Annotated in this window: 27 protein-coding genes; 5 read left to right on the forward strand and 22 right to left on the reverse strand. The window is 70.7% G+C overall.

Features of this window, described 5'->3' with window-relative positions; translation table 11 throughout:
• Positions 1–99: 99 nt before the first annotated feature.
• From KSO97_RS05515 to KSO97_RS05540, 7 genes are all read right to left on the reverse strand, one after another.
• Entirely contained in the window at positions 100–447 is a 348-nt protein-coding gene (locus KSO97_RS05515; protein ID WP_232677005.1) for a cytidine deaminase, read from the reverse strand.
• Between the two features lie 55 nt (positions 448–502).
• The gene (locus tag KSO97_RS05520; RefSeq protein WP_232677006.1) at positions 503–1,861 is read right to left on the reverse strand and encodes a hemolysin family protein; all 1,359 of its coding nucleotides are present in this window, start codon (positions 1,859–1,861) and stop codon (positions 503–505) included.
• The gene (gene ybeY, locus KSO97_RS05525; protein ID WP_232677007.1) at positions 1,858–2,319 is read right to left on the reverse strand and encodes an rRNA maturation RNase YbeY; all 462 of its coding nucleotides are present in this window, start codon (positions 2,317–2,319) and stop codon (positions 1,858–1,860) included. Before ybeY ends, KSO97_RS05520 begins: the two co-directional genes overlap by 4 nt.
• Entirely contained in the window at positions 2,316–3,302 is a 987-nt protein-coding gene (locus tag KSO97_RS05530) for a PhoH family protein (RefSeq protein WP_374198462.1), read from the reverse strand. Before KSO97_RS05530 ends, ybeY begins: the two co-directional genes overlap by 4 nt.
• A gap of 184 nt (positions 3,303–3,486) precedes the next feature.
• Positions 3,487–3,639, reverse strand: a complete 153-nt coding sequence (locus tag KSO97_RS18220; protein ID WP_308188261.1) for an HIT domain-containing protein — start codon at positions 3,637–3,639, stop codon at positions 3,487–3,489.
• The gene (locus KSO97_RS17815; RefSeq protein WP_308188258.1) at positions 3,636–3,851 is read right to left on the reverse strand and encodes an HIT domain-containing protein; all 216 of its coding nucleotides are present in this window, start codon (positions 3,849–3,851) and stop codon (positions 3,636–3,638) included. The genes KSO97_RS18220 and KSO97_RS17815 overlap by 4 nt, the downstream gene beginning before the upstream one ends.
• A gap of 49 nt (positions 3,852–3,900) precedes the next feature.
• Positions 3,901–5,259, reverse strand: a complete 1,359-nt coding sequence (locus KSO97_RS05540) for a hypothetical protein (RefSeq protein ID WP_232677009.1) — start codon at positions 5,257–5,259, stop codon at positions 3,901–3,903.
• Between the two features lie 260 nt (positions 5,260–5,519).
• On the opposite strand from KSO97_RS05540, the gene KSO97_RS05545 reads away from it, so the two are divergent.
• Positions 5,520–6,422, forward strand: a complete 903-nt coding sequence (locus KSO97_RS05545; protein WP_232677010.1) for a Gmad2 immunoglobulin-like domain-containing protein — start codon at positions 5,520–5,522, stop codon at positions 6,420–6,422.
• Between the two features lie 71 nt (positions 6,423–6,493).
• Here KSO97_RS05545 and KSO97_RS05550 read toward each other — a convergent pair whose 3' ends face one another.
• The 3 genes from KSO97_RS05550 to hrcA form a co-directional block, all read right to left on the reverse strand.
• Positions 6,494–7,231 carry a 16S rRNA (uracil(1498)-N(3))-methyltransferase gene (locus tag KSO97_RS05550; RefSeq protein ID WP_232677012.1) on the reverse strand — a complete coding sequence of 246 codons (738 nt, stop codon included), beginning with the start codon at positions 7,229–7,231 and terminating at the stop codon, positions 6,494–6,496.
• A 21-nt stretch (positions 7,232–7,252) separates the two neighbouring features.
• Positions 7,253–8,401 carry a molecular chaperone DnaJ gene (dnaJ, locus tag KSO97_RS05555; protein WP_232677014.1) on the reverse strand — a complete coding sequence of 383 codons (1,149 nt, stop codon included), beginning with the start codon at positions 8,399–8,401 and terminating at the stop codon, positions 7,253–7,255.
• A 64-nt stretch (positions 8,402–8,465) separates the two neighbouring features.
• On the reverse strand, positions 8,466–9,488 hold the full coding sequence (gene hrcA / locus KSO97_RS05560) for a heat-inducible transcriptional repressor HrcA (protein ID WP_232677016.1): 1,023 nt from the start codon (positions 9,486–9,488) through the stop codon (positions 8,466–8,468).
• Positions 9,489–9,696: 208 nt separating this feature from the next.
• On the opposite strand from hrcA, the gene KSO97_RS05565 reads away from it, so the two are divergent.
• Both KSO97_RS05565 and KSO97_RS05570 read left to right on the forward strand, forming a co-directional pair.
• Positions 9,697–10,464, forward strand: a complete 768-nt coding sequence (locus tag KSO97_RS05565) for a hypothetical protein (RefSeq protein ID WP_232677017.1) — start codon at positions 9,697–9,699, stop codon at positions 10,462–10,464.
• Positions 10,465–10,522: 58 nt separating this feature from the next.
• A complete protein-coding gene (locus KSO97_RS05570; protein WP_232677018.1) occupies positions 10,523–11,383 on the forward strand; it encodes an MBL fold metallo-hydrolase in 861 nt (286 codons plus the stop codon).
• A gap of 121 nt (positions 11,384–11,504) precedes the next feature.
• On the opposite strand, the gene KSO97_RS05575 is transcribed toward KSO97_RS05570, so the two are convergent.
• The 7 genes from KSO97_RS05575 to lepA all read right to left on the reverse strand — a co-directional run bounded on the left by KSO97_RS05575 (position 11,505) and on the right by lepA (position 19,448).
• Positions 11,505–12,338 (reverse strand): DUF3097 domain-containing protein, encoded by an 834-nt coding sequence (locus KSO97_RS05575; RefSeq protein WP_232677019.1) that lies wholly within the window; start codon positions 12,336–12,338, stop codon positions 11,505–11,507.
• Between the two features lie 71 nt (positions 12,339–12,409).
• Positions 12,410–13,375, reverse strand: coding sequence for a coproporphyrinogen-III oxidase family protein (locus KSO97_RS05580; RefSeq protein WP_308188259.1), 966 nt, complete (start codon positions 13,373–13,375; stop codon positions 12,410–12,412).
• On the reverse strand, positions 13,257–13,619 hold the full coding sequence (locus tag KSO97_RS18225) for a radical SAM protein (protein WP_308188260.1): 363 nt from the start codon (positions 13,617–13,619) through the stop codon (positions 13,257–13,259). Before KSO97_RS18225 ends, KSO97_RS05580 begins: the two co-directional genes overlap by 119 nt.
• Positions 13,620–13,663: 44 nt before the next feature.
• Entirely contained in the window at positions 13,664–14,569 is a 906-nt protein-coding gene (locus tag KSO97_RS05585; protein ID WP_232677020.1) for a 3,4-dioxygenase subunit beta, read from the reverse strand.
• A gap of 66 nt (positions 14,570–14,635) precedes the next feature.
• Entirely contained in the window at positions 14,636–16,456 is a 1,821-nt protein-coding gene (locus KSO97_RS05590) for a long-chain fatty acid--CoA ligase (RefSeq protein WP_232677022.1), read from the reverse strand.
• A 220-nt stretch (positions 16,457–16,676) separates the two neighbouring features.
• Positions 16,677–17,564 carry an aminoglycoside phosphotransferase family protein gene (locus KSO97_RS05595; protein ID WP_232677023.1) on the reverse strand — a complete coding sequence of 296 codons (888 nt, stop codon included), beginning with the start codon at positions 17,562–17,564 and terminating at the stop codon, positions 16,677–16,679.
• A gap of 3 nt (positions 17,565–17,567) precedes the next feature.
• Entirely contained in the window at positions 17,568–19,448 is a 1,881-nt protein-coding gene (gene lepA, locus KSO97_RS05600; protein WP_232677024.1) for a translation elongation factor 4, read from the reverse strand.
• A 175-nt stretch (positions 19,449–19,623) separates the two neighbouring features.
• Between lepA and KSO97_RS05605 the strand changes: the two genes are divergently transcribed.
• Positions 19,624–20,580, forward strand: coding sequence for a phosphotransferase (locus KSO97_RS05605; protein ID WP_232677026.1), 957 nt, complete (start codon positions 19,624–19,626; stop codon positions 20,578–20,580).
• Positions 20,581–20,607: 27 nt separating this feature from the next.
• On the opposite strand, the gene KSO97_RS05610 is transcribed toward KSO97_RS05605, so the two are convergent.
• The 5 genes from KSO97_RS05610 to gcvT are packed head-to-tail and all read right to left on the reverse strand — an operon-like array spanning position 20,608 to position 24,294.
• Positions 20,608–21,534, reverse strand: coding sequence for an LLM class F420-dependent oxidoreductase (locus KSO97_RS05610; RefSeq protein WP_232677027.1), 927 nt, complete (start codon positions 21,532–21,534; stop codon positions 20,608–20,610).
• A gap of 58 nt (positions 21,535–21,592) precedes the next feature.
• Complete coding sequence (locus KSO97_RS05615) at positions 21,593–22,093, reverse strand: dihydrofolate reductase (protein WP_232677029.1); 501 nt, start codon at positions 22,091–22,093, stop codon at positions 21,593–21,595.
• A gap of 16 nt (positions 22,094–22,109) precedes the next feature.
• A complete protein-coding gene (locus KSO97_RS05620) occupies positions 22,110–22,913 on the reverse strand; it encodes a thymidylate synthase (protein WP_232677030.1) in 804 nt (267 codons plus the stop codon).
• Positions 22,914–22,922: 9 nt separating this feature from the next.
• Positions 22,923–23,180, reverse strand: a complete 258-nt coding sequence (locus KSO97_RS05625) for a hypothetical protein (protein ID WP_232677031.1) — start codon at positions 23,178–23,180, stop codon at positions 22,923–22,925.
• Positions 23,181–23,187: 7 nt separating this feature from the next.
• Positions 23,188–24,294, reverse strand: a complete 1,107-nt coding sequence (gcvT, locus tag KSO97_RS05630; protein ID WP_232677032.1) for a glycine cleavage system aminomethyltransferase GcvT — start codon at positions 24,292–24,294, stop codon at positions 23,188–23,190.
• Between the two features lie 95 nt (positions 24,295–24,389).
• Here gcvT and KSO97_RS05635 point away from each other — a divergent pair, with 95 nt between their 5' ends.
• Positions 24,390–25,892 carry a leucyl aminopeptidase gene (locus KSO97_RS05635; protein ID WP_232677033.1) on the forward strand — a complete coding sequence of 501 codons (1,503 nt, stop codon included), beginning with the start codon at positions 24,390–24,392 and terminating at the stop codon, positions 25,890–25,892.
• The last annotated feature ends 24 nt before the right edge of the window (positions 25,893–25,916 follow it).

Raw genomic sequence — 25,916 nt, forward strand, 5'->3', positions numbered from 1 at the left:
GTTGCGACGTTACCCCGGCGGCACGGACGCGAGGTCACGGCGAGATATCAACCGCGTTCGACTCCGTTGCAGTGCCGCACCTCGGTGCGCCGGATGTTCTCACTCCGCCGCCGGGTGCGTGACGTGCACCGTGCCGCGAGCGTCACCGCGGTGGACCACGACGTCGCTCCCGCCGAACTCGGTGACCGCAGCCGCGTCGTCCTCGCTCCAGCCTGCCTCGTCAGCGAGGAGGACGACGGCCTGGAGGCCGCCCGAGCCGGAGGCCACCGCCATCGCCACGCAGACCTGGATCGCGGAGAGACGCAGGGAGGGCAGCTCGACGGACGCGGCCGCGTAGGTCCGGCCGTCGAGATCGCGCACGGCTGCACCCTCACGCGCCGAGATGCGCGCGCGCGTCGCGCGCGCCAGGGTCACGAGCTTGGCGTCTTCCGCAGACAGTTCAGCCACGAATCCGAGCCTAGTCTCGCCGACTCCTCGGGCCGCTCGAGGGTGGAGTCGCGCGTCAGGACGTCGCCGCGGGCTCGGCGGCTGCCGCATCCGAGGCGCGGGTCTCGCGGACGTCGTCCTCGGTGGCGACGGCGTCGGCAGGTGGCGTCGCCAGCCCGATCACCACGGTGCCGATCTTGTTGCGACGCCCTGCGGTGTCCTCGGCCTCGAAGCGCAGGCCGTGGGCCTCCACGACCGACCCCGGGATGGGGACACGACCCAGGTGCTTGGCCATCAGACCGCCGACGGAGTCGATGTCCTCCTCCTCGACGTCGAAGCCGAAGAGCTCCTCGAGGTCGTCGACCGGATACCGCGAGGAGACCCGGAAGACGGGCTGGTCGTCGCTGCCCAGCGTCTCGATGTCGATCTCCTCGGCGTCGTACTCGTCGGTGATCTCGCCGACGATCTCCTCCAGCAGGTCCTCGATGGTGATCAGGCCCGCAGTGCCGCCGTACTCGTCCACGACGACGGCGATGTGCTGCCGATCGGCCTGCATCGCGGACAGCTGGGCATCGACGGCCTTCGACTCCGGCACCCAGGCGACCGGACGCATCACCTCGGCCACCTGCTGGGTGAACTCGACGTCGGGCGCCTCAAAGTCACGTCGCACGACGTCCTTGAGGTAGACGAACCCTCGGATGTCGTCGAGGTTCTCCCCCACCACCGGCATCCGCGAGTAGCCACTGCGCAGGAACAGGGAGAGCGTCTGGCGCAGGTTCTTGTAGTGCTCGATGTACACCACGTCGTTGCGGGGCACCATCACCTCGCGCACGGTGGTGTCGCCGAGCTCGAACACCGAGTGGATCATCTTCCGCTCGCCGGACTCGATGACCGCCGAAGCCTCGGCGATGTCCACGAGCTCGCGGAGCTCGGTCTCCGTGGAGAACGGGCCTTCGCGGAACCCACGGCCCGGCGTCAAGGCGTTGCCGATCAGGATCAGCAACCGCGGGAGCGGGCCCAGTACCGCGGTGAAGACCGCGACAGGGGTCGCCGACCACAGCGCGACCGACTCCGCGTGCTGGCGCCCGAGCGTGCGCGGGCCGACACCGACCACGACGAACGACACCACGAGCATCAGGCCGACGGCGCTCAAGGCACCCGGCCAGGTGCGGTCGAGGGCATCGATGAACTGGATGGTGACCAGGACGATCGCCGAGATCTCGCACAGCAGCCGCAGCAGCAGCACCGTATTGAGGTGTCGTGGTGCATCGTCGAGCACGGCGAGGAGCCGGGTGGCACCGGGACGGCTCTCGCCTGCCAGCTCGAGCGCCCGCGCACGCGAGAACGCCGAGAGTGCCGCGTCGACCGCCGTGAGGACGCCGGCCGAGAGGACCAGCACGGTCGCGCCGACGAGCGCGAGGATGTCGCTGCTCACGCGGGCGCCGCCAGGGCCCGCCAACTCGCCAGCAGGTCGTCCTGGAGGCCGAACATCTCGCGATGCTCCTCCGGTTCGGCGTGGTCGTAGCCGAGCAGATGCAGGATCCCGTGGACCGTGAGGAGCTCGATCTCGGCAAGGGTCCCGTGGCCGGCGGCCTCGCCCTGGCGCTCCGCGACCGCAGGGCAGAGCACGAGGTCGCCGAGCACGCCCTCCTCGGGCTCCTCGTCGAGCAACCCGGGCCGCAACTCGTCCATCGGGAAGGCGAGGACGTCGGTCGGGCCCTCCTTCTCCATCCACTGCTCGTTGAGCTCGGCGATGGTCGCCTCGTCGACGGCCTTGATGCACAGCTCCGCACCCGGGTGGACGCGCATCCGCTCCATCACGAAGCGGCTGAGGTCGGACAGATGCCGGACGTCGAGCCCGTGGCCGGACTCGTCGAGGATCTCGATGCTCATGAACGCATCGTCCCGCTCGCCCCGCGGCGCTGGTCCTCGCGGGCGCCGCCCCGGCCCTGCTCGGCCTGCGCCGAGCCGTCCTCGTACTCGTCGTAGGCCGCGACGATCCGCCCGACCAGCCGGTGGCGGACGACGTCGTGGGTGGTCAGGCGCTGGAAGGAGATGTCCTCGATGCCGTCGAGGATGTCCTGGATGACGCGCAGGCCGGACTTCTGGCCATTCGGCAGGTCGGTCTGGGTGGCGTCGCCGGTCACCACGATCTTCGAGCCGAAGCCGAGGCGGGTCAGGAACATCTTCATCTGCTCGGGCGTGGTGTTCTGCGCCTCGTCGAGGATGACGAACGCGTCGTTGAGCGTGCGTCCACGCATGAACGCCAGCGGCGCGACCTCGATGGTGCCGGCGGCCATCAGCTTGGGGATCGTCTCCGGGTCGATCATGTCGTGCAGCGCGTCGTAGAGCGGGCGCAGGTAGGGGTCGATCTTCTCCCCCAGCGTTCCGGGCAGGAACCCGAGTCGCTCTCCGGCCTCCACGGCCGGGCGGGTCAGGATGATGCGGTTCACCTGCTTGCCCTGCAGCGCCTGCACGGCCTTGGCCATCGCCAGATAGGTCTTCCCCGTGCCGGCGGGGCCGATGCCGAACGTGATGGTGTGCTTGTCGATCGAGTCGACGTAGCGCTTCTGGTTGAGCGTCTTGGGGCGGATCGATCGGCCGCGGTTGCTCAAGATGTTGAGGGAGAGCACGTCGGCAGGTCGCTCGGTGGTCTCGGCGCGGAGCATCTGCAGTACTCGTTCGACGGTCTCGGGCGAGACCCCCTGCCCCGTGCGGATGATGGTGACGAGCTCGTCGAGCAGCCGCTCGACGAGCGCGATCTCGCTGGGCTCGCCGCGCAGGGTCACGCGGTTGCCACGCACGTGGACCTCGGCGTCGAAGCTCCTCTCGATGAGCGCGAGGTGCTCGTCGCCCGCGCCCAGGAGGCTGACCATGTCGATGCTGCTCGGGACGACGACCGTGTGACGAGTCTGGAGATCCCCCGTCGAGGCGGAGTCTGGAGTACCGGTGCTGCTCTGGTTCATGGATGCCCCGGCCGGGGCGGCCTTCCGTGCGGAGATGAGGTCTCCATGCTACGCGGCACCGCCGACGGGGCCTACCGAGTTCCTGCGCGCGGCCTCAGCCCGGCGGCCAGGTCAGGTCGCGTCCGGCGACCACGTGGAGGTGGGCGTGGAAGACGGTCTGGCCGGCCTCGGCGCCGGTGTTGAAGACCAGGCGGTACGCACCCGCGTACCCCGCGTCGGTCGCGATGGCGTCGGCGGCGCGGGTCAGCTGGGGGGGCGGCGCGGCTCGGGGGGGGGGCCGGGCCCCGCCCCCCCCGTCTCTGCCGCGTTCGCGTAGTGGTCACGGGGAACGACGAGCACGTGCAGGGGCGCCTGCGGGTTGATGTCGCGGAAGGCCACCGTGCGCTCGGTGCTGTGCACCACCTCCGCCGGGATCGCACCCGCGACGATCTTGCAGAACAGGCAGTCGGAGTCACTCACGTCCGCCACCGTAGCCCTGGTCGACCCGCCAACCACGGCAGCAGCCCGTTCAGTCGCGATCGGGGGTCGGCTGCGTGCCGTCCCGCCAGGCGAAGACCTCCATCTGGTCGGAGGCGTCGCCCGGCACCAAGTTCTGGGCGTACGACTCGTAGACCAGCGTGTGGCCGTCGCCGCTGATCGCCACCGACGACGTCGCGCTCCACGTCGTCCCGCCCGCACCGGTGGGCCCCTGCGATGCCCGCTGCACCACTCCGGTCGCGAGGTCCTTCACGAAGGCGTCCGGCTGTCCCTCGTCGTCACCGGCCACGAGGTCGCCTGCGGCGGACCCGAACCCGAGGTGGCGACCCGAGCGCGACAGGCTCGGCAGGTAGCTCTCCGACTCGCCGTCGGTGACCTGGACGACCCGCTGGGTGCGCAGGTCGAGACGGTAGATCTGCGGGATCGCGTGGTCGCCCGGCAGGTAGGCCGCACACGAGCTGAAGGCGACGTAGCGGCCGTTGCCCGAGATGGTCGGACGACCGGCGCTGCCGGCGGGTACCGGCTGGCACGGCGCCCGGCCCGGCTCACGATGGACCTCCCGCGTCGTGCCCGCCACCAGGTCCCGGACCCAGAGCTGCCGGTCCTGGCCGAAGGTGACGAGGCGACCATCGTCGCTGATGTCGCCGTTGAGCATGTTGCCGACGATGTCCTTGCCGGTCTTCGGCGCGAGAGAGGCCTGCTGTGTCCGCCCACGCCGCAGGTCGCGGACGTAGACGTCCTCGGTGCGGTCGCGGTCGGTCGGCGCGAGCCGAGCGAAGGTCTGGATCGAGACGAAGCGGCCGTTGCCCGAGATCACGGGAGCGAAGCTGTTGCCGCCCGCCTTGCCGCCCGGCACTCGACCACGCTGGTCGACGGAGGCGAGGGTGATCCCGCCACGCGCGGCGTACATGTCGCGCACGACGACGTCCAGGTACTTCGAGCCCGTGCCCTCGACGAGGTTCGTCGCCATGGTCGTGAAGGCCACGAAGCGGCCGTCACCGGACACGGTCGGCTCGAAGCTCGCGTCGTTGCCGACGGTCCGGCCACGAGCGCTGACGAGGATGGTGATGCGGTCCTGGGTGTCGCGCAGGTAGACGTCGTCGGTGCCGTTGCGGTCCCACGGCACCAGCGCGGCGTCGGTGGAGAACGCGACCCAGCGACCGTCGTAGGAGGTGACCGACGCCGACGAGCTCGCCCGGCTCTTGCCACCGTGCTGGGCGTCGCTGCCGTTGACCAGGGCGACCTGCTCGTTGACCGGCACACCGGACGGCGGCGCGGCGATGGCGGCGCCGGCGCCGAGCCCGAAGCCCAGTACGGCGATCGCGCCGAGCGATCCGGTGCGGGCCGCGGCACGACGGAGCACGGTGGCGGGCGGGTGAACGGCGGTCATGGTGTTTCCTCTGGTCTGAGCCGGGTGTGGTCGCGGTCGCGAACACCCCCCAGACGCACCGCCGCCCGCGAAGGTTGCAACCGGCCTCGGACCGTCGCAGCCGCGCAGCCGCTGGACCGGCGCGAGGTGGACGGCGATCGGTGTCGTGCACGCCCGGCGCGGTCCGAAGGGCGGCGGGCCCGGGACGATCGAGACGACAGCTGCCCGACACGCACCGCGTCGTCGCGGACTCCTGCCCGCCGGGCTGTGACTATGGAGCCATGCGTACCTCCATTCGCACCGCCACGGCGGCGCTCAGCCTGCCGCTCGCTCTCGCCGTCCTGACCGCGTGCGGCGACGACACCGAGCCCACCGCCACCGACGGCGGCACCACGTCGCCGTCGAACAGCGCGTCAGGCTCGCCGACGCCGTCCGCGTCGGAGAACGCGACCGGCGGTGGCGACAGCACCGTGGTGGCACCGGTGTACTTCGTCACCGACACCCCGATGGGCGCGCGCCTGGCGCGTGAGTTCCGCCGCGTCGACGCCGACGACCCGTTGGAGGAGGCCGCCGAGCTCCTGGTCGACGGCGACGCGCTGGACCCCGACTACCGCACGCTGCTCGGCGGCATCTCGATCGACTCCATCGAGCACACCGACGCCGGCTTCGTCGTCGAGCTCGACGAGGACTCCATGACCTCGGACAAGGCGATGAGTCCGGGAGACGCGGCGCTCGCCGTCCAGTCGCTGGTCTACACGCTGCAGGGCACCGACCAGGAACGCGACCCCGTGCTGGTCACCGTCGACGGAACCCCGGTGCGGCTCTTCGAGCAGCCGACCGACACCGGCGTCCAGGCCGCGGACCAGCTCGACGTGCTGAGCCTGGTCAACATCACGGTGCCCGAGTCAGGAGCCACGCTGTCGGGCACCTTCACCGCCGAGGGTCTGGCCAGCTCGTTCGAGGCCACGGTGCCGTGGGAGATCCGCGACGCCGACGACGCCGTCGTCCTCGACGGCTTCTCGACCGCCGAGGGTTGGATGGACGGTCTCTACCCCTGGACGAGCGAGGTCGACGTCTCCACGTTGGCGCCGGGCGAGTACACCTTCATCGCACGCACCGACGACCCGTCGGACGGCGAAGGTCCCGGACCCTTCGAGGACACCAAGGTCTTCACGGTCTCCTGACGCACCCGTGCCGAGCGCGTGCCGCGCGTTCTCGTCTGGCCTGAGCCTCGCATCACCGACTGACGTCAGGCTCAGGCCCACCGGTTCGTACGGCTCAGCAGCGCGGCGACCGCCGCGACGCCGGCGGTCGAGGTGCGCAGCACCTCCGTGCCCAGACGCACCGTGACCGCACCGGCCTCGGCGAAGGTCTCGAGTTCGCCGGCGGTCAGTCCGCCCTCGGGACCCACCACGACCACGAAGGGGCCGTGGCCGAGCCCGACGTCGGCCAGGCGGGCGGTGCCGCTCTCGTGGAGGACGACGGCCGTGGGTGCCTCGGCGATCACGGCCGCCACCTCGGTCGTGGTCGCGAGTGCGTCGACCACCGGATGCCAGCTGCGGCGTGCCTGCTTGGCGGCCTCGCGCGCGGTCGAACGCCACTTCGCGTGCGACTTCTCTGCCCGCTCGCCGCGCCAGACGGCCACCGATCGATCCGCGGCCCAGGGAATGATCCGGCCGACGCCGATCTCGGTCAGCACCTCGACGGCGAGCTCACCGCGGTCGCCCTTCGGAAGCGCCTGCACCACCGTCACCGCCGGCAGCGGAGCGGCGTCCTGGCGCACCTGCAGGGCGCGAGCGTCGAACGTGCGCTTCGCGGTGTGGGTGATCTCGGCGACGACGACGTGGCCGACGCCGTCGGTCAGCAGGACCTGCTCCCCCACCCGGAGACGTCGCACCGCCACGGCATGGTGGGCCTCCTCGCCGTCGACCGTGACGAGGTCGCCGATTCGGACGCCGTCGAGATCGGGGACGAGGTGGGTCGGGAGCGACATCGCTGGTGATCGACCTGGCGATCAGTGACCGAAGAGTCGGCCGAACACCGACTTCTGCTGCGCCTTGACCTGCCCGTCGGGACGCTCCTCCTCGCGGATCGCGGCGAGCTCGCGCAGCAGCTCCTCCTGCCGCGGGTCCAGGCGCGTGGGCGTCTCGACGACGACCGTGACGATCAGGTCCCCGCGGCCGCCGCGGAGCCCGGGCACACCGAACCCGCGGAGCACCTGTTCGGTGCCCGACTGCGTGCCGGGACGGACCTCCAGATCGAAGTCGGTCTCGAGCTCGCTCTCGGCGGCATCGGCGACATCGGCCTCGAGCAGCGGCAGGGTCACGGTCGTGCCGAGGGCCGCCGCCGTCATCGGCAGGGTCACCGTGGTGTGAAGGTCGCTGCCGTGACGGGTGAAGGTCTCGTGCGGCAGCACCTGGATCTCGACGTAGAGGTCGCCGGCAGGCCCACCGCCGGGCCCGACCTCGCCCTGCTCGGCCAACTGGACGCGCGTGCCGGTGTCGACCCCTGCCGGGATCTTCACGGTGAGCGAACGGCGCGCGCGCACCCGGCCGTCGCCGGCGCACTCGCGGCAGGGCTCGGGAATGATCGATCCGAAGCCCCGGCACGCCGCACATGGCCGCAGCGTGCGGACCTCGCCGAGGAAGGACCGCTGGACGTGCGCGACCTCGCCCTGGCCACGGCACGTCTCGCACGGCACCGGGTGGGAGCCGGACGCCGCACCGGAACCGGTGCACGTCGTGCAGGTGACCGCGGTGTCGACGTTGAGTTCCCGTGCGACGCCGAAGGCCGCCTCGGCCAGATCGATCTCGATCCGGATCAGGGCGTCCTGGCCGCGCCGCACGCGCGAACGCGGGCCCCGCCCGTTGCCGCCGGCAGCGCCGCCGAAGAACGCGTCCATGATGTCGGTGAACGAGAAGCCCGCGCCCTGACCGAAACCGCCCTGGCCGAACGGGTCGCCGCCGCGGTCGTAGGAAGCCCGCTTCTGGGGGTCGCTCAGCACCTCGTAGGCCTGGGAGACGGCCTTGAACTTCTCCTGGCTCTCCGGGTCGGGGTTCACGTCGGGGTGCAGCTGCCGTGCGAGCCGGCGGTAGGCCTTCTTGATGCTGTCGGCGTCCGCGTCACGGTCCACGCCGAGCAGGTCGTACAGGTCTTGACTCACGAGATTGCGTCCTTCGTCTTCACTCGATGCAGTGTCTGGTGGCGGTCGGGGCCGCCGGCGTGGATCAACCCTCGTCGAGGATCCGCGAGACGTAGCGGGCGACGGCGCGCACCGCCGCCATCGTGCTCGGGTAGTCCATCCGGGTCGGTCCGACGACGCCGAGCGTGGCCAGCGACTGGGCGCCTGGCCCGTACCCGGTCGCGACCACGCTGGTGGAGGCGAGCTCCTGGATCGGGCCCTCGGCTCCGATCCGCACCGTGACCGCGCCGCCCGTCGTGGCTTCGCCCAGCAGCCGGAGCAGGACGACGTGCTCCTCCAGGGCCTCCAGGAGAGGGCGCACGGCAGAGTCGAAGGAGTCGCCGTAGCGCGCGAGGTTCGCCGTTCCACCCACGGCGATCCGCTCGGTCGAGCGCTCGTCGAGGATCGCGTCGGCCAGCGCTGCCACCACGCCCTCGGCTGCCGGTCTCGCCTCGGGACGGCTGAACTCCGAGACCGCCGCCAAGGCGTCGACGGCGGTGCCGACCCCCTGGCCGACACAGGTCAGCAGCAATCGGGACCGGAGCTCGGCGAGGTCGGATTCGGGAAGGTCCTGGCCGAGCTCGACGACACGCTGCTCGACACGGCCCGTGCTGAGGATCAGCACCACGAGCAGACGGTTGGGGGCGAGCGCGACCAGCTCGACGTGCCGCACTGTCGACCGCGACAGCGTGGGGTACTGCACGACGGCGACCTGCCGGGTCAGCTGCGAGAGCAGCCGCACCGACCGCTGCACCACGTCGTCGAGATCGATCGCGCCGTCGAGGAACGTCTGGATCGCACGCTTCTCCGCGGCGCTGAGCGGCTTCACGGTGGCCAGCTGATCCACGAAGAGGCGATAGCCCTTGTCGGTCGGGACCCGGCCGGCGCTGGTGTGCGGCTGCGCGAGATACCCCTCCTCCTCGAGGGCGGCCATGTCGTTGCGCACCGTGGCCGGCGAGACGTTCAGGCCGTGCCGCTCCACCAGCGTCTTGGAGCCGACCGGCTCCTCGGTGGCGACGTAGTCCTCGATGATCGCGCGGAGCACGGCCAACCGCCTGTCCTCCTGCATCGCCGCCTCCTCGCCGTCGTCGATCGCCCCGCCCGGGGCTGGTTGGCACTCACCAACAACGAGTGCCAAGCCTACCGCCCGGATCCGGAGATCCCAGGTCGCCGTCGACGAGTCACGAGGGCGACGTCATCCACATCACGCGGCACTGGACGTCCGCGGAGATCGTGATAGGTTAGGCTTGCCTTACTAACGCGGAGGAGTTCACGCGATGACGTCCTTGCACCACCCCACTCGCACCACTTCGGACCCGACCCGGCTCGCGGCTGCGGCCCGCAGCATCCTGGCCTGCCCGGCCGGGGTGAACCTGGTGGTCGAGGGCGTGGACGACGTGCTCGCCGACGCCGACGATCTGGGCATGCAGGACCTCGGCGGGGTGCCGGTGTTCTCGTGTGCCCCCGGCACGGCGCTGGGCCGTGCCGCAGCCGACCGGCGCCGAGCCCTCCTCGTGCTGGAGAGCGGGCTCGGCCCGGTCGGCTCCTCTGATCGTGGTGCCACCCTCAGCCTCGGCGGGTTCCTGGTGCATCGCGGCGATGACCGATGCGACTGCTGCGAGGACGTGCGCGAGCGTGTCGAGCTCGAGGTCGACATGGTCATGCTCACCAGGACCGCCGAGCGCGACACCACGACGTCCTTCCTGCTCGACGTCGACGAGCGCGGGCTCGGCGTCCGAGTGTCGCTGGACGAGTTCGCCTCCCCCGCCCACGCGCTCAACCGCGGTTTCCTGCAGCGCTCCACCGAGCACGCGAACTCCTGCCATCAGGACGAGTTGCGGCGCGCCGTCTCGACCATCACGGGCACCCGGCTGGCCGAGGTCATCGGCGTCTCGCTCCGAGACCTCAACCCGCGCTCGGTGCAGATCCAGTGGGTCGACACCAGCGGTGCGCACGCCACCTCGCTCGACTTCGCTCACACCGCGCGCTCGACGGACGAGCTCGGCGACCTGCTGCGCGAGCGCTTGCACGCCGGTCTCTGCTGACTCGGCTCACCTCTCCCCGAGCGATGGCGGGGTGACAGCACACCACTAGGGTGCGCGAATGCCGTTCGTCGAGGTCGCCGACCGGGTCTTCGCGGCCCGTTACCCGTGGTTCGACGTCAACGTGGGCGTGGTGGCCGGGTCGCGCGGGCTCGTGCTGATCGACACCCACGCCTCGGCGGAGGCTGCCCGCACCGTGCTCGACGACGTGCGCGCACTCGGGCTCGGCGCGGTCGTCGAGGTCGTCAACACCCACGCTCACCTCGATCACTGCCTCGGCAACGCCACGATGCGCGAGGAGTTCGGCCCCGTGCCCATCCGGGCGCACGAGGCTGCGGCTGCAGCGATCGCAGAGATGGATCCGGCGTCGCTCGATCCCGGAGAGACCGACCATGGTCGCGCGCATCCACGCTGGCCCGAGGTCGCCCGCAGCACGGTGACAGCGCCCGACACGACCTTCTCTTCGGCAGCGGTGATCGACCTGGACGACCGTCACGTGGAGTTGGTCCATCCCGGCCGCGCCCACACCGACGGCGACGCCGTGGTGTTCGTGCCCGACGCCGACGTGATCTTCGCCGGGGATCTCGTCGAGGAGTCAGGGCCTCCCGACTTCGGACCGGACTCGCATCCGCTGGAATGGCCGCTCGCGCTCGACGTCGTGCTCGGTCTGACGACGTCGGCGACGACCGTGGTGCCTGGCCACGGCGCCGTGGTGGACACCGAGTTCATGCGCGACCAGCGTGCCGAGATCGGGGTGTTCGCCGAGATCGTGCGCGACCTGGCCGGCCGCGGCGTCCCGGTCGATGGCGCGCTCGCCACGCCCGGCGTCGAGTGGCCGTGGCCTGCGGATCACCTCCAGCACGCCGTGCGCCGCATCTACGAGACGTTGCCGCGGAGCCAGAAGCGGCTGCCTCTGCTCTGAGTCACACCGGTGGTCGAGCCTGTCGAGCCCCCCCCCACCGGTGGTCGAGCTTGTCGAGACCCTCACCGCATCTCGACAAGCTCGATGACCGCACCACCGGTGGTCGAGCCTGTCGAGACCCTCACCCGGTGGTGGTGACGAAGTCGATCAGCTCCTCGACACGGCCGAGCAGGGCCGGATCGCAATCGGCGAAGGAGTCCACCCGCGAGAGGATGTGCTTCCAGGCACGGGCGATGTCCGCCTGGGTCTCGTGCGGCCATCCGAGGGCCGCGCAGATGCCTCGCTTCCACTCGATGTCGCGCGGGATCTGCGGCCACTGCTCCAAGCCGAGCCGCTCGGGCTTCACGGCGGCCCAGATGTCGATGAACGGGTGCCCGACGACGAGGACGTCCGGGCCGACGACGCGATCGGCGATCCGCTTCTCCTTCGACCCCGGTACGAGGTGGTCGACGAGCACCCCGACGCGGCGTTGCGGACCGGGAGCGAACTCGGCGATCACCTCGGGCAGGTGGTCGACGCCCTCCAGCAGCTCGACGACGACCCCCTCGATGCGCAGGTCGTCACCCCACACCTTCTCGACCAGCTCGGCGTCGTGGCGGCCCTCGACGAAGATGCGCGAGGCTCGGGCGACCCGGGCCTTGGCATCGTGGACGGCGACCGAGCCGGACGCCGTCCGCGAGGGTTTGGCCGGCGCGCTCGTGCGTACCGGCCGGGTGAGGATGACCGGGCGGCCCTCCAGCAGGAAGCCCGCACCGAGCGGGAACGTACGCCGACGACCGCGCCGGTCCTCCAGGGTGAGCGTGTGGAGGTCGCGATCGATCGCGACGATCTCACCGCACCAGTCCGTGCTCACCTCTTCCACGACGGCGCCGAGCTCTGCCGGCGTCTCGACGGCGCGCCCGCGTTTGGGTGCGCGCCAGTCGGTGTCGAGGACGTCCCTCCCGTAACGGTCCACGCGCCGACCGTAGGGCCTGCACCCCGACGTACCCGGTCAGGCGCGCCGTCCGCCTGGCTGTGATGCGTACGTCAGACCAGCGCGCGCACGACGGCGTCGGCCAGCAGCCGGCCGCGCGTGGTGAGCACGAGCCGGTCGCGCTCGATCGCGACGAGGTCGTCGTCGACCAGCGACCCGACCGCGGCACTCCCCTCGTCGTCGAGGACGCCGAGCGGGAGGCCGTCACGCAACCGGATCTCGAGCAGCACCCGCTCGACGCGTCGGGTCTCGCCGTCGAGCATCTCGCGGGCGTGCACCGGCGCGTGCCCGGCGTCGAGGCGTTCGGTGTACGCGGCGGGGTGCTTGACGTTCCACCACCGGACTCCGCCGACGTGGGAGTGCGCTCCCGGCCCGACGCCCCACCAGTCGCCCCCGCGCCAGTAGGCCAGGTTGTGACGGCACCGGGCGCGATCGTCACGCGCCCAGTTCGACACCTCGTACCACTCCAGGCCCGCGGCTGCGAGCAGGTCGTCGGCGAGCAGGTACTTGTCGGCGTGGTCGTCGTCGTCCGGCGCCGCGATCTCCCCCCGGCGCACCTGCCGGGCGAGTGCGGTGCCGTCCTCCACGATCAGGGCGTAGGCCGAGACGTGGTCGGGCGCGCAGTCGAGTGCAGCGCGCAGGGAGCGCTCCCAGTCGGCGAGCGACTCTCCCGGCGTGCCGTAGATCAGGTCGAGACTCACCTGGTCGAACCCGGCCTGACGCGCCCACTCGACGGCGCGCGGCACCCGTTCGGGGTCGTGGGTGCGGTCGAGCACGCGGAGCACGTGGCCGACGTCGGACTGCATTCCCAGCGAGACGCGCGTGAACCCCGCCTCGCGGAGGGCGGCCAGCGACTCGCGGGTGACCGAGTCCGGGTTGGCCTCGGTGGTGACCTCCGCGTCATCGTCGAGCCCGAACCTCGGTACGGACGGCGCACAGGAGCGCCCCGAGGTCCGCCGACGGCAGCAACGTCGGCGTCCCGCCGCCGACGAAGACCGTGGACACCGGCAGCTCGACATCGCCGAGCACGCCGCGTGCCAGACGCACCTCGCGCGCTGCCGTGGCCGCGAAGCTCGCCCGCGAGACACCGGGGCCGAGCTCGTCGGCGGTGTAGGTGTTGAAGTCGCAGTAGCCGCACCGCACCGCGCAGAACGGCACGTGCAGGTAGAAGGAGAACGTCCGGTCGCCCACCTCGGCCAGCGCCTCCGCGGGCAACGACCCGTCCAGAGGTGCGGCGTCGCCGGGCGGGAACGTGGACGGCACCCGCTCATCCTCCCATCCGCCACCCGAACGCGGGCCGTCCCAGGTCAGACCGGCACGTTGAGCGTGAGGGTGTAGCCCTCCTCGACCGAGCCGGTCAGGTTGCCCATCTGGAGGGAGTAGCCGTCGCTGAAGATCCCGTCGGTGTCCAGGCTCACCCGTGAGAACGTCGTCTGTGAGCTCTCGTAGCCCTCGGCGGTGTCGTACACGGTGCTGCAGATGTCGGCGGGGAACGCGATCTGGGAGGTCCGCAACTTGTTCGAGGCGCTCGTCGCGTCGTCGAGGGATCCGTAGACCTCGAAGTGCAGATGCGGCCAGCGGCCCTCGTAGCAGGCCGGGAAGATGCTCGTGAAGGTCAGTGAGCCGTCGTCGGCCGCTTCCTGGACGCCCCGCAGATAGTTCTCGTCCTCCGCGCCCGCGGAGTACAGCGAGTACAACCCGTCACGGTCGCACTGCCACAGGTAGACCGCGGCACCCGGGTAGGGGGTGATGCCGTCGGCGTTGTTGTCGAAGATCTTCAGCGCGATCGTCACCGGCACACCCGCTGCGACGCCGCTGGAGTCACCGAAGCTGGAGCGGATGTCGCTGCGGACGATGCCGGACTCGGTGAGGACGTTCACCCCGTTGGTGCCGTCCGCCGGGTAGGGGCCGTTGGTCTCCTCGGGGATGTCGCCCTCGTCGAGGCCGTCCTGGGAGGGCGACATCCCACCACCGCCCCCACCGCCCGGGCCACCGGCAGGCGGTGTGCCGCCAGGCCCGGTGTCGGACACCGCCGACGTCGTGTCGTCCGCGCGGCAGGCGACCAGGGCGGCTGCGCCGAGGCCCCCCATGAGCCCGAAGACCCCGCGCCGCCCCCAGGTCCGCCGGACCATGCCCTTGTCCTGCATCGCGGGCAGGTCGAAGCTCAGGCCCTCGCGGTGGTCGTCATGGTCGTGGATTCGCTCACTGGACATGACACCAGCGTGAGCCGGTGCTCTGTGCGGTTCCTGTGAGAGCGGTGTGACCGAACGGAGAGACCGTCAGGAGTAGAACGCGTCGATCCGGCCCTTGTTGTTGGCCTCGACGACGTTGCGCTTCACCTTCATCGACGGCGTCAGCTCACCGGACTCGATCGTCAGGTCGGCGGGCAGGATCTCCCACTTCTTGATGGTCTCCCAGCGGTTCAGGCGCCCGTTGAGCTCCTCGACGTACTCGCCGACCATCGCCTGCACCTTGGCCGAGGCCACGACGTCGGCATAGTCCGCGCCCGCCATGCCGTTCTCCTCGGCCCAGCCGGCCATCGCGTCGGGGTCGAGAGTGATCAGCGCCACCACGAAGTTGCGGTCGTTGCCGAAGACCATGAACTGGCTCGCGTACGGGCACAGCGCCTTGAACTTGGCCTCGATCGAGGACGGGGCGATGTACTTGCCGCCGGAGGTCTTGAAGAGGTCCTTGATGCGGCCGGTGATCGTGAGGAAGCCGTCCGCGTCGAGCGAGCCCTTGTCGCCCGTGTGGAGCCAACCGTCGGCGTCGATCGCCTTGGCGGTCTCCTCCTCGTTGTTGTGGTAACCGGCCATGATGTGCGGGCCGCGCAGGAGGACCTCGTCGCCCTCGCCGATCTTCACCTCGGCTCCCGGGAACGCCTGGCCGACGGTGCCCATCTTGTAGGCGTCGGGGTGGTTCACGGTCGCACCGGCGGCGTTCTCGGTCATGCCGTAGCCCTCGAGGATGAGGATGCCCGCGGCGTGGAACCACTCGGCGATCTCGGCGTTGAGCGCGGCGGAGCCGGAGATGAAGAACTTCACCCGGCCACCGAAGCGGTCGCGGACCTTGCTGAAGACCAGCTTGTCGAACAGGCCGTGCTGCAGACGCAGGGGCAGCGGCACCGACTTGCCCGCGGCCTTCAGCTTGTCCACCGCGATGCCGACCTTGAACGCCTGCAGGAAGAGCTTCTCCTTCAGCCCGCCCTCGGCCGCCTGCATCGTGACGATGCGCGCATGCGCCTTCTCGAAGATGCGCGGGGCGGCGCCCATGAACGTGGGCTTCACGATGCCCAGGTTGTCGACGATCTTCTCGACCCGGCCGTCGATCGCGGTCGCGAAGCCGCAGGCCAACTGCGTGGACAGCAGCACCTTCCCGAACGAGTGCGCCATCGGCAGCCAGAGGAACTGCAGATCGCTCTCGTCGAGGATGCCCTGGGACTTGATGGCCTCACCCTCGTAGACCCAGGCCTTGTGCAGCGTGCGCACGCCCTTGGGGCGCCCCGTGGTGCCGGAGGTGTAGATCAGGGTGGCGAGCTGGTCGCCGCTGATGGCCTCGGCAGTCGCACGGACGGCGTCGGGGTTGGAGGCCAGGTACTCGTCGCCGAGCGCGGCGAGCGCGTCGAGGTCGATGACCTTGTCGCCGTCGGCCGTGCCGTCGAAGGTCACGATCTTGGTGATGAGCGGGAGGTTGGCCTCCTGCTCGACGAGCTTGGCGATCTGCTCGTCGTCCTCGGCGAAGACGACACGGCACTCGGCATCGCCGAGGATGTAGCCGGTGTCGTCGGCGTTCGTCGTCGGGTAGACGGTGGTGGTCGCGCCACCAGCACACATCACGGCGAGGTCGGCGAGGATCCACTCGTAGCGCGTGCCCGAGGCGATGCCGACGCGCTGCTCGGACTCGAGCCCGATCGCCAGCAGGCCTGCAGCCAGACGCTCGACGAGCTCGCCGGCCTGACTCCAGGTCATCGACTCCCAGGACTCACCACGCGGGAATCGGAACGCCTCACGCGGGCCCGACGTCGCCACCCGGTCGAGGAACTGCACTGCGCAGTTCTTCGGCATCCGGTCGATGAAGGTGGTGTCGTTGTTGACGGGCATCGGGCTCCCTCGGCGTCTCTGGTCGTCTGGGTCGTCTGGGAAAAGTGCCGTGACTGCGGCGGTCCTGCTGCCCGTAACCTAGATCACTGCGACTACTCGCGGGTAGTGAGGCCTCCGCGGCGTGGACGTCACCCAGCGCCTCGACTCGCCGAGGCACGGAGGTCCGGCTGCACCCGGCATCTGCCGCACACGTCCGCGAGGTCGGCCGAACGCAGAGACTTCAGTCCTGGACAGCCTTCGCGATCGTCAGATGGCGGGTGATCCGGTCGTTGTCGGGGCTGCGCCCGTCGAGCTCCCACATCACGAGGTGGAGCATCCGGACCACCACCCAGTCCCGGGCGCGCTCCTCCTCCAGCCCGGCGGCGTCGAGGACGGCGTGGAAGCGGCGCCGCACTCCCCCGCGGACGTCGCCGGCGAGTTCGTCCCATCGGTTCCACAGCAGCGGCGCGATTTCGTAGTGCGGGTCGCCGCTCACCGGCTTCGGATCGATGGCGAGCCAGGCCGCGCGATCGGCGGCCAGCACGTTCTCGTAGTGCAGGTCGCCGTGGATCATCGTGCCGGTGCTGGCCTCGTCGGCGAGGAACGAACGGCCCAGCGACACGGCCTGTTCGACGAACCGGCGCGGCACCGGTGCGTCCCGCGGAAGGCTCGCGAGATCGTCGGTCCAACCCGCGACCGAGGTCGTGAGATCGCTCAGCTGCGGTGGCGCCGGGACGTGCAGACGGCCGTAGAGGCCACCCACGATCTCGCAGGCCTCCACGTCCCACGCCTCACTGAGGTCACGGGTCTGCAGACGCTCCAGGAGCAGTGCGCCGCGACCCGGATCCGCACGCACCAGTCGCACGGCGCCCCGCCCGTGCCAGTGCTGCAGCGCCAGGTGCTCGTGGGTGGCTTCGGCGTGCGGGAGTCCCAGCTTCAGTACGGCCGGGTCGCCGTCCGCCGTCCGCACCATCACGACGTTCGCGACGTGACCGTGACGCTGCTCGCCGTCCTCGACGAGCTCCCACTGCGCCATGACGTCGCGTGCGAGCCTGGGCAGCCCGGCGACCCAGGTCTGCCACGGGCCCTGCGGGTCGTGGCGGTCCAGCCGTGCAGGCGGGATCCGCACCCGCTACTTCTTGCCCTTGTCCGTGGAACCCGAGCCGTCGTTCGAGAGGGCCGCCACGAACGCCTCCGGCGGCACCTCGACGGTGCCGATGTTCTTCATCCGCTTCTTGCCGGCCTTCTGCTTCTCCAGCAGCTTGCGCTTGCGGCTGATGTCGCCGCCATAGCACTTGGCGAGCACGTCCTTGCGGATCGCGCGGATGTTCTCGCGGGCGATGACCCGCGCACCGATCGCAGCCTGGATGGGCACCTCGAACTGCTGGCGCGGGATCAGTTCCTTCAGCTTGCCGGCCATCATCACGCCGTAGGAGTAGGCGGCGTCCTTGTGCACGATGGCCGAGAACGCGTCGACGGCCTCACCCTGCAGCAGGATGTCGACCTTGACCAGGTCGGCGGCCTGCTCGCCGGAGCGCTCGTAGTCGAGGGAGGCGTAGCCCTTGGTGCGCGACTTCAGCTGGTCGAAGAAGTCGAAGACGATCTCGCCCATCGGCAGGGTGTAACGCATCTCGACACGATCCTCGGAGAGGTAGTCCATGCCCTGCAGGCTGCCCCGCTTGGTCTGGCACAGCTCCATGATCGTGCCGATGAAGTCGCTCGGGCTCAGGATCGTGGCACGGACGACCGGCTCGCGTACCTCGGCGATCTTGCCGTCGGGGAACTCGCTCGGGTTCGTGACCTCGACCTGCGAGCCGTCCTCCATCAACACCTCGTAGACGACGTTGGGTGCGGTGGAGATCAGGTCGAGGTTGAACTCGCGCTCGAGCCGGTCACGGGTGATCTCCATGTGCAGCAGGCCGAGGAAGCCGAGCCGGAAGCCGAACCCCAAGGCACCGGAGGTCTCGGGCTCGAAGGTCAGGGCGGCGTCGTTGAGCTGGAGCTTCTCCAGCGCTTCGCGCAGATCGCCGAACTGGTCGCCGTCGATGGGGTACAACCCCGCGTAGACCATCGGGTTCGGGTGCTTGTAGCCCCCGAGCGCGTCGGTGGCGCTGCCGTGCTGGGTCGTCACCGTGTCGCCGACGCGCGACTGCCGCACGTCCTTCACACCGGTGATGAGGTACCCCACCTCACCCACGCCGAGCTCGCCCGCCTTGACCTGCTCGGGGCTGATCATGCCGATCTCGAGCATCTCGTGGGTGGCGCCGGTCGACATCATCTTGATCCGGTCGCGGTGGCTCAGCTTCCCGTCGACGACGCGTACGTAGGTGACCACGCCGCGGTAGGTGTCGTAGACCGAGTCGAAGATCAGGGCCCGTGCCGGTGCGTCCTGGACGCCGACCGGGGCGGGGGTCTGCTTGACGATCTCGTCGAGCAGCTCCTCGACGCCCACGCCGGTCTTCGCGCTGACCCGGAGCACGTCCTCGGGCTCACAGCCCACCAGGCCGGCGAGCTCGGCGGCGAACTTCTCCGGGTTCGCGCTCGGCAGGTCGATCTTGTTGAGCACGGGGATGATGTGGAGGTCCGCGCCCATCGCGAGGTAGAGGTTCGCCAGCGTCTGCGCCTCGATGCCCTGAGCCGCGTCGACGAGCAGGATCGCGGCCTCGCAGGCCTCCAACGACCGCGAGACCTCGTAGGTGAAGTCGACGTGACCGGGTGTGTCGATCATGTTCAGCACGTAGGTGCCGGGTTCGGTGTCCGCCGCGTTGCCGGCGTCCACCTGCCACGGCATCCGCACCGCCTGGCTCTTGATGGTGATGCCGCGCTCGCGCTCGATGTCCATGCGGTCCAGGTACTGGGCACGGGCTGCGCGCGCGTCGACCACGCCCGTCAGTTGGAGCATCCGGTCGGCCAGCGTCGACTTCCCGTGGTCGATGTGGGCGATGATGCAGAAGTTCCGGATGATCGACGGGTCGGTCTGTCCGGGCTGGGGCACGGTGGTGGCTTGCGGCATGGTGGCCGCATTCTCCCAAAGCCCGATCCCGTTGCGGAATCGCGGCGTGCACGTTCAGCGGCTACCCGGCTCTCGACGGTCGCAGAGCGACCTCCTCGACCAGCGGAACGGCCAACACGCCCGGGCGGGCGTGGATGCCCCGCAGGCAGGCGTCCGGTGCGCCACGATGACGCCTGTGTCTGGACCCGTCGGCCCCTATCCGGCACCGGTCGGCCGCACGGCCCGACGTCTGGCGTGGGAGCACCTGCCGCCGATGGTGCGTCGGGCGGTGGAGGCTCGCCTCGGCACCGCGGTGAGCACCGCCGCTTCCCGAGACTCCGGCTTCACCCCGGGTTTCGCCTCCGTGCTCGACGGCGTCGACGGATCGCGCCACTTCGTCAAGGCCGCATCGGCGACCGCGCAACCGATGTTCGCGGCGTCCTACCGCGAGGAGATCCGCAAGCTCTCCCTCCTGCCCGACGGCGTGCCCGCCCCGCGGCTGCTGTGGTCGTTCGAGGAGTACGACTGGGTGGTGCTCAGCACCGAGTTCGTCGAGGGCGCCGCTCCGGAGCGCCCCTGGCGGACGGACCAGCTCGAGGCCTGCCTCGATGCGCTCGAGGAGACCGCGAGGTTGCTGACGCCGTGCCCCGACGGACTCGTCCTCGACCGCTTCGAGGACGAGTTGGCCGACTGGCCCCAGCTGTGGGACGCGGTCGGTCCGCGCTACGGGCTCCCCCACACGGCTGCGACGCGCGAACTCGCGGACCTGTTCGCGGGGCACTGCCACGGAGAGACGGTCGTGCACACCGATGTGCGCGACGACAATCTGCTGCTGCGTCCCGACGGCGCGGCACTGCTGTGCGACTGGAACTGGCCGAGCCGCGGCGCCGCCTGGCTGGACTCGTTCCTCGCGCTGATCGGACCGCGCGGGGACGGCCTGGACGTCGACGACGTGCTGGCGCGGCGTCCGGTCTTCGCGGAGGTTCCCGCGGAGGCGTTCGACTCGCTGCTGGCGCTGATCACCGGCTACTTCCTGCACTCCGCCGCCCAGCCGGTGCCGGGGAACTCCCCCCACATCCGCGACCACCAGCGCTGGCAGGGCGAGGTGACGTGGCAGTGGCTCTGCGAACGACGCGGTTGGCCCCCGGCCTAACCCTGGGGAGGGGACTCCCGGCACTTCTCAGAGGTGCGGCATGACCTCGGCGGCGATCAGTTCGAGATGTTCGAGGTCGGCCAGGTCGAGCATCTGGAGGTAGATCCGCTCGGCACCCAGCTCGGCGTAACGACCGATCTTGTCGACCACCTCCGACGGCGTTCCGGCAAGTCCGTTGGCGCGCAGCTCGTCCTTATCACGCCCGATCGCCGCCGCGCGGCGGTCGATCTCGGACTCGTCGGCACCGACGCACACCACCAGCGCGTTCGACCACGTCATGGTGGCGGGGTCGCGCTCGACGGCCTCGCACGCCGTCCGCACGCGGGCGAACTGACGGGCCGTGGTCTCCTCGTCGACGAACGGCAGGTTGAACTCGTCGGCGTACCGGGCGGCGAGCGCTGGTGTGCGCTTCGCACCCAGTCCGCCGATCAGCACGGGCGGCTTGGCCTGCACCGGCTTGGGGAGCCCCGGACTGTCGGCCACCTGGTAGTGCTCGCCGTCGAAGGAGAAGCCGCCGCCGTCCAACGGAGTCGCCCACAGCCCGGTGATGATCGCCAACTGCTCCTCGAAGCGGTCGAAGCGCTCGCCGGTGGACGGGAACGGGATCGCGTACTTGGTGTGCTCGGCCTCGAACCAACCCGCACCGATGCCGAGCTCGACGCGGCCGTTGGACATCTGGTCGACGTTGGCGACGCTGATGGCCAGCGGCCCGGGCAGCCGGAAGGTCGCGCTGGTCATCATCGTGCCGAGCCTGATCGACGTCGTGTCGCGGGCGAGGCCCGCGAGGGTGATCCAGGCGTCGCTGGGGCCCGGCAGGCCGTCGGTACCCATGCCGAGGTAGTGGTCGGAGCGGAAGAACGCGCCGAATCCCAGGCTCTCGGCCCGCAGTGCGACGGCGAGCAGGTCGTCGTAGACGGCCCCCTGCTGGGGCTCGGTGAAGATGCGGAGTTCCATGCCCCCAGCCTGGCAGGCCGTGGGATGCAGCCGCTCCACCCGGGGGCGCCGGACGCAGTCAGCGTGGGTGCTGGACCCTCTCGAGCCAGACCCGGTCGAAGCCCTCGAAACGCTCGCGGTCGGTCTCGACCCACTCGCTCTCGCGGAACTCGGGGTAGCGGACGTCGCCGGCGGGCTCGAGCGGGATCAGGCTGAGGATCTGCTCGGTCGCCATCGGCAGCGCCTCGGCGTAGACCTGGGCGCCCCCGGCGACGATCACCTCTCCCTCGAGGGTCGCCGCGCGGGCGAGAGCGTCGATGAAGGAGTGCGCGACCAGGACGCCGTCGCTGCCCGGCACCTCGGCGGGCCTCCACGTCCGATCGCGGGTCAACACGATCGTGGTCCGGCCCGGCAAGGGGCGTCCGATCGACTCGTAGGTCGTGCGGCCCATCACCAGGACGTGGCCCGTCGTCACCTCCTTGAAGAGGCGCTGCTCCCCCGACACCGACCAGGGGATGTCCGGGCCGTCGCCGATCACGCCGTTCTGCGCCACGGCGGCGACCATGATGATCCGCTTCATCGCGTCGACCTGCGGCTCAGACGGCGATCGGCGCTGCGATGCCGGGGTGGGGGTCGTAGCCGACGACCGAGATGTGCTCGAGCTCGAACCGATCGAGCGCGGTGACGCTCGGATCGAGCTCCAGCCGCGGCAGCGCTCGCGCCTCACGGCCGAGCTGCAGGCGGGCCTGGTCGAGGTGGTTGAGGTAGAGGTGGGCGTCGCCGAAGGTGTGCACGAAGTCGCCAACCTTGAGGCCGACCACCTGGGCGACCATGTGGGTCAGCAGCGCGTAGGAGGCGATGTTGAACGGCACGCCGAGGAAGACGTCGGCCGAGCGCTGGTACAGCTGGCAGGAGAGCCGGCCACCGTCGCGCGGGTCGACGTAGAACTGGAACAGCGTGTGGCACGGGGCGAGCGCCATCTGCGGGATGTCGGCGACGTTCCACGCCGAGACGATGTGACGGCGGGAGTCCGGATCGCGGCGCAGCTGTTCGACGACGCCGGCGATCTGATCGACGTGCTCGCCGGACGGCGTCGGCCACGACCGCCACTGGTAGCCGTAGACGGGCCCGAGATCACCCTGGTCGTCGGCCCACTCGTCCCAAATGCTGATGCCGCGCTCCTGGAGCCAGCGGACGTTCGTGTCGCCGCGGAGGAACCACAGCAGCTCGCCGAAGACCGAGCGCGTGTGCACCTTCTTGGTCGTGACGAGCGGGAAGCCCTCGCCGAGGTCGAAGCGCATCTGGTGGCCGAAGACGCTCAGGGTCCCGGTGCCGGTGCGATCACCCTTCTCCACGCCCTCGTCGAGGATGCGCTGGAGGAGGTCGTGGTAGGCCTGCACGACCTCAGGCTAGACCGACAGCGACATCGGCCCGTAGACGACGCGCTCGTGCTCGACGAGATGCACCTGGGCCACGCCGGCGTCGACGAGATCGCGCCAGATCTCACCGATCCAGCTCTCGGCGTCCCCCTGGTGGGTGAACCGCTGCTCGGCGAGCTCGCCCTCGACCACGACGGGTTCGCCCGCGGCGTCGCTGAAGGTCCAGGCCCACGGCCGCTCGGCCTCGGCCGGACGGCGGAAGGTGGGCGGCAGGTCGGGGAGGGTCATCGGCGGTTCACCCCCGCACCGAGGTGTCGACGAACGGGAGCGTGGTGACCTGGAAGGTCTCCCGGCGACCGCGGACGTCGACGCCGACCTGGGCGTCGGGGCCGACGGTGCTGGAGAGCAGGGCGAGCGCGATGCCCGTGCGCAGCGTCGGCGAGAACGTGCCGGAGGTGATCTCGCCCAGCAGCACGTCGGGAGTGAGCGAGACGCTCATGCCCGGGCGCGGGATCGCCCGACCCGTCGAGACGAGTGCACAGAGCCGACGGCGCGGGCCGCGCTCGCGTTCGGCGAGCAGCACCTCGCGGCCCCAGAAGGCCGGCTTCGCCCAGCCGACGGCCCAACCCAGCCGAGCCTCGTTGGGAGTGACGTCGAGGCTGATGTCCTGCCCGTGCAGCGGATACCCCATCTCGGTACGCAGCGTGTCGCGCGCGCCGAGCCCGCAGGGGGCGATGCCGAACGGCTCGCCGGCTGCGAGCACGGCGTCCCACAGTGCGCCGGCAACGGCGTTCGGCGCGATCAGCTCGTAACCGCGCTCCCCGGTGTACCCGGTGCGGCACACGACGACGTCGGCGCCCTCGAACGTCGCCACCGCGAACGACATGTACTCGTGACCCACCGGCAGCCCGACGGCGGCGAGCACGTCGTCTGCCGACGACCCCTGCACGGCGAGGACGGCGAGCTCGCGATGCAGGTCGGTGATCGTCAGCTCCTCCGTCGCCGCGGCGCCGAGCCGACGCACCACCTCGGGGGTGTTGGCGGCGTTGGGCACCAGCAGGACGTCGTCCTCGCCGTGGAAGTAGACGATGAGGTCGTCGACGATGCCGCCGGTCTCCTCGTCGCAGCACAGCGTGTACTGGGCCTTGCCCGGTGCGATCTTGGCCAGGTCGTTGCTCAGCGTGGCGTTGACGAACGCCGCCGCGCCGGGGCCGGTGATCTTCACCTTGCCGAGGTGGCTGACGTCGAACAGCCCGACGGCATCACGCACGGCGTGGTGCTCCTCGACCACGCCGGCGTACTGCAACGGCATCGACCATCCGCCGAACTCGGCGAACTTGGCGCCGAGCGCGTGGTGCCGGTCGTGGAGCGGAGAGGTCAGCAGGGACTCCGGGGACGACATGCGCCGAACGTATCCCAGCCCGCCGACGCTCAGACGGCGACGGTGGGCGCGCACGCCCGGGTGGCGACGGCGCGCCGATCTCCTATCCTCGCGACGTGACGTCCTACGCCCTGCGCAACGCCAGTCCGGCCAAGTCGAAGGCCGATGCGGTCGTGGTCGGGGTGCTCGCCGGTCCGGGCGACCAGCCGGCTCGCGTGGCCCCCGGGGGCGAGGACGTCGAGCACGCCTATGGCCGCGCTTTCGCTCCCCTGCTGGCGACCCTCGGCGTCACCGGCCGGATCGGCGAGGTCACCAAGGTGCCGACGTCGAAGACGATCGGCTCTCCGCTCCTGGTGCTCGTGGGTCTCGGCGAGCTCGCCTCGCCGTCCTCGGTGCGACGCGCCGCCGGCGCCGCTGCCCGCGCCGTCACCAACGCGGCCTCGGTCGCGCTGGCCCTGCCGGCCGACTCCGCCGCGTTGGCCGGAGCCGTCCTCGAGGGCTACCGGCTCGGCGGCTACACCTTCACCGCGTACAAGGCGAGTGGCCCGGGCAAGAGCCCCGCCGAGGTCGTCGTGCTCAGCCCGGTCGCGCGCCAGAAGGAGACGGTCGCCCGGTTCGAGACGGCAGGCGTGCTCGCCGACGCCGTGTGCGGCACGCGCGACTGGGTCAACACGGCACCGAACGATCTGCGTCCGCCGGCGTTCGCCGATCAGATCGCCGACCTCGTGGCGAACCGACCACGGAGCGCCGCGAAGGTCACCTGCACGGTGCTCGACGAGACCGCCCTGGCCCGTGAGGGCTGCGGCGGGCTACTCGGCGTCGGCGCCGGGTCGGATGCGCCCCCGCGCCTGGTGAAGCTGACCTACGAGCCGCGCGACGCCGGGCACCACCTGGCCCTGGTGGGCAAGGGCATCACGTTCGACACCGGAGGCCTGAGCATCAAGCCGGCCTCGGGGATGCAGGAGATGAAGTCGGACATGGCCGGCGCCGCGGCCGTCGTTCGAGCCACGCTCGCGATCGCCGACCTCGGTCTGCCCGTGCGGGTCACGGCCTACGCCGCGCTCGCCGAGAACATGGTCGGGGCCGGAGCGATGCGGCCCGGTGACGTCGTGACCATCCACGGCGGCACCACGGTCGAGGTCTGGAACACCGACGCCGAGGGTCGCCTCGTCCTCGCGGACGCGCTCGTGATGGCCGTCGACGACGCACCGGACCTGCTGCTCGACGTCGCCACGCTGACCGGTCACATGGTGGTGGCACTGGGCGACAAGGTCTCGGGCGTGCTGGGCGACGACGAGCCCGTACGCGCCGTGCTGTCGGCGGCCGAGCGCGCGGGCGAGGAGATGTGGCACATGCCGATCCCCGAGGTGATGCGCGAGCGGGTCACCTCCAGCCGCATCGCCGACCTCCAGCAGCACGACTGGGTGCGCTGGGGTGGCGGGCTCTACGCGGCGGCGTTCCTCCGCGAGTTCGTCGGCGGACTGCCCTGGGCGCACCTGGACATCGCCGGCCCCGCGTTCAACTCCGGAGGCCCGAGCGGGCACGTCACCAGCGGCGGCACCGGCGTCGCGGTGACCACGCTGGTCGAGGTCGCGCGCGGCCTGGCCGCCGGCTCCTGAGCGAACGCGCCTGACAGGCCGTCC

The sequence above is a fragment of the Nocardioides sp. R-C-SC26 genome (assembly GCF_021246465.1).
In the GTDB taxonomy this organism is placed as follows: domain Bacteria; phylum Actinomycetota; class Actinomycetes; order Propionibacteriales; family Nocardioidaceae; genus Nocardioides.

Coding starts and splice junctions, on each gene's coding strand:
- KSO97_RS05530 (WP_374198462.1), bottom strand. CDS start 3,302: ATGGTCAGCCTCCTGGGCGCGGGCGACGAGCACCTCGCGCTCATCGAG.
- hrcA (WP_232677016.1), bottom strand. CDS start 9,488: ATGCAGGAGGACAGGCGGTTGGCCGTGCTCCGCGCGATCATCGAGGAC.
- KSO97_RS05540 (WP_232677009.1), bottom strand. CDS start 5,259: ATGACCGCCGTTCACCCGCCCGCCACCGTGCTCCGTCGTGCCGCGGCC.
- lepA (WP_232677024.1), bottom strand. CDS start 19,448: ATGCCGCAAGCCACCACCGTGCCCCAGCCCGGACAGACCGACCCGTCG.
- ybeY (WP_232677007.1), bottom strand. CDS start 2,319: ATGAGCATCGAGATCCTCGACGAGTCCGGCCACGGGCTCGACGTCCGG.
- KSO97_RS05615 (WP_232677029.1), bottom strand. CDS start 22,093: ATGAAGCGGATCATCATGGTCGCCGCCGTGGCGCAGAACGGCGTGATC.
- KSO97_RS05580 (WP_308188259.1), bottom strand. CDS start 13,375: ATGTCGAGCTGCCGGTGTCCACGGTCTTCGTCGGCGGCGGGACGCCGA.
- gcvT (WP_232677032.1), bottom strand. CDS start 24,294: ATGTCGTCCCCGGAGTCCCTGCTGACCTCTCCGCTCCACGACCGGCAC.
- KSO97_RS05625 (WP_232677031.1), bottom strand. CDS start 23,180: ATGACCCTCCCCGACCTGCCGCCCACCTTCCGCCGTCCGGCCGAGGCC.
- KSO97_RS05550 (WP_232677012.1), bottom strand. CDS start 7,231: ATGTCGCTCCCGACCCACCTCGTCCCCGATCTCGACGGCGTCCGAATC.
- KSO97_RS05565 (WP_232677017.1), top strand. CDS start 9,697: ATGACGTCCTTGCACCACCCCACTCGCACCACTTCGGACCCGACCCGG.
- KSO97_RS05570 (WP_232677018.1), top strand. CDS start 10,523: ATGCCGTTCGTCGAGGTCGCCGACCGGGTCTTCGCGGCCCGTTACCCG.
- KSO97_RS05610 (WP_232677027.1), bottom strand. CDS start 21,534: ATGGAACTCCGCATCTTCACCGAGCCCCAGCAGGGGGCCGTCTACGAC.
- KSO97_RS05590 (WP_232677022.1), bottom strand. CDS start 16,456: ATGCCCGTCAACAACGACACCACCTTCATCGACCGGATGCCGAAGAAC.
- KSO97_RS05585 (WP_232677020.1), bottom strand. CDS start 14,569: ATGTCCAGTGAGCGAATCCACGACCATGACGACCACCGCGAGGGCCTG.
- KSO97_RS05545 (WP_232677010.1), top strand. CDS start 5,520: ATGCGTACCTCCATTCGCACCGCCACGGCGGCGCTCAGCCTGCCGCTC.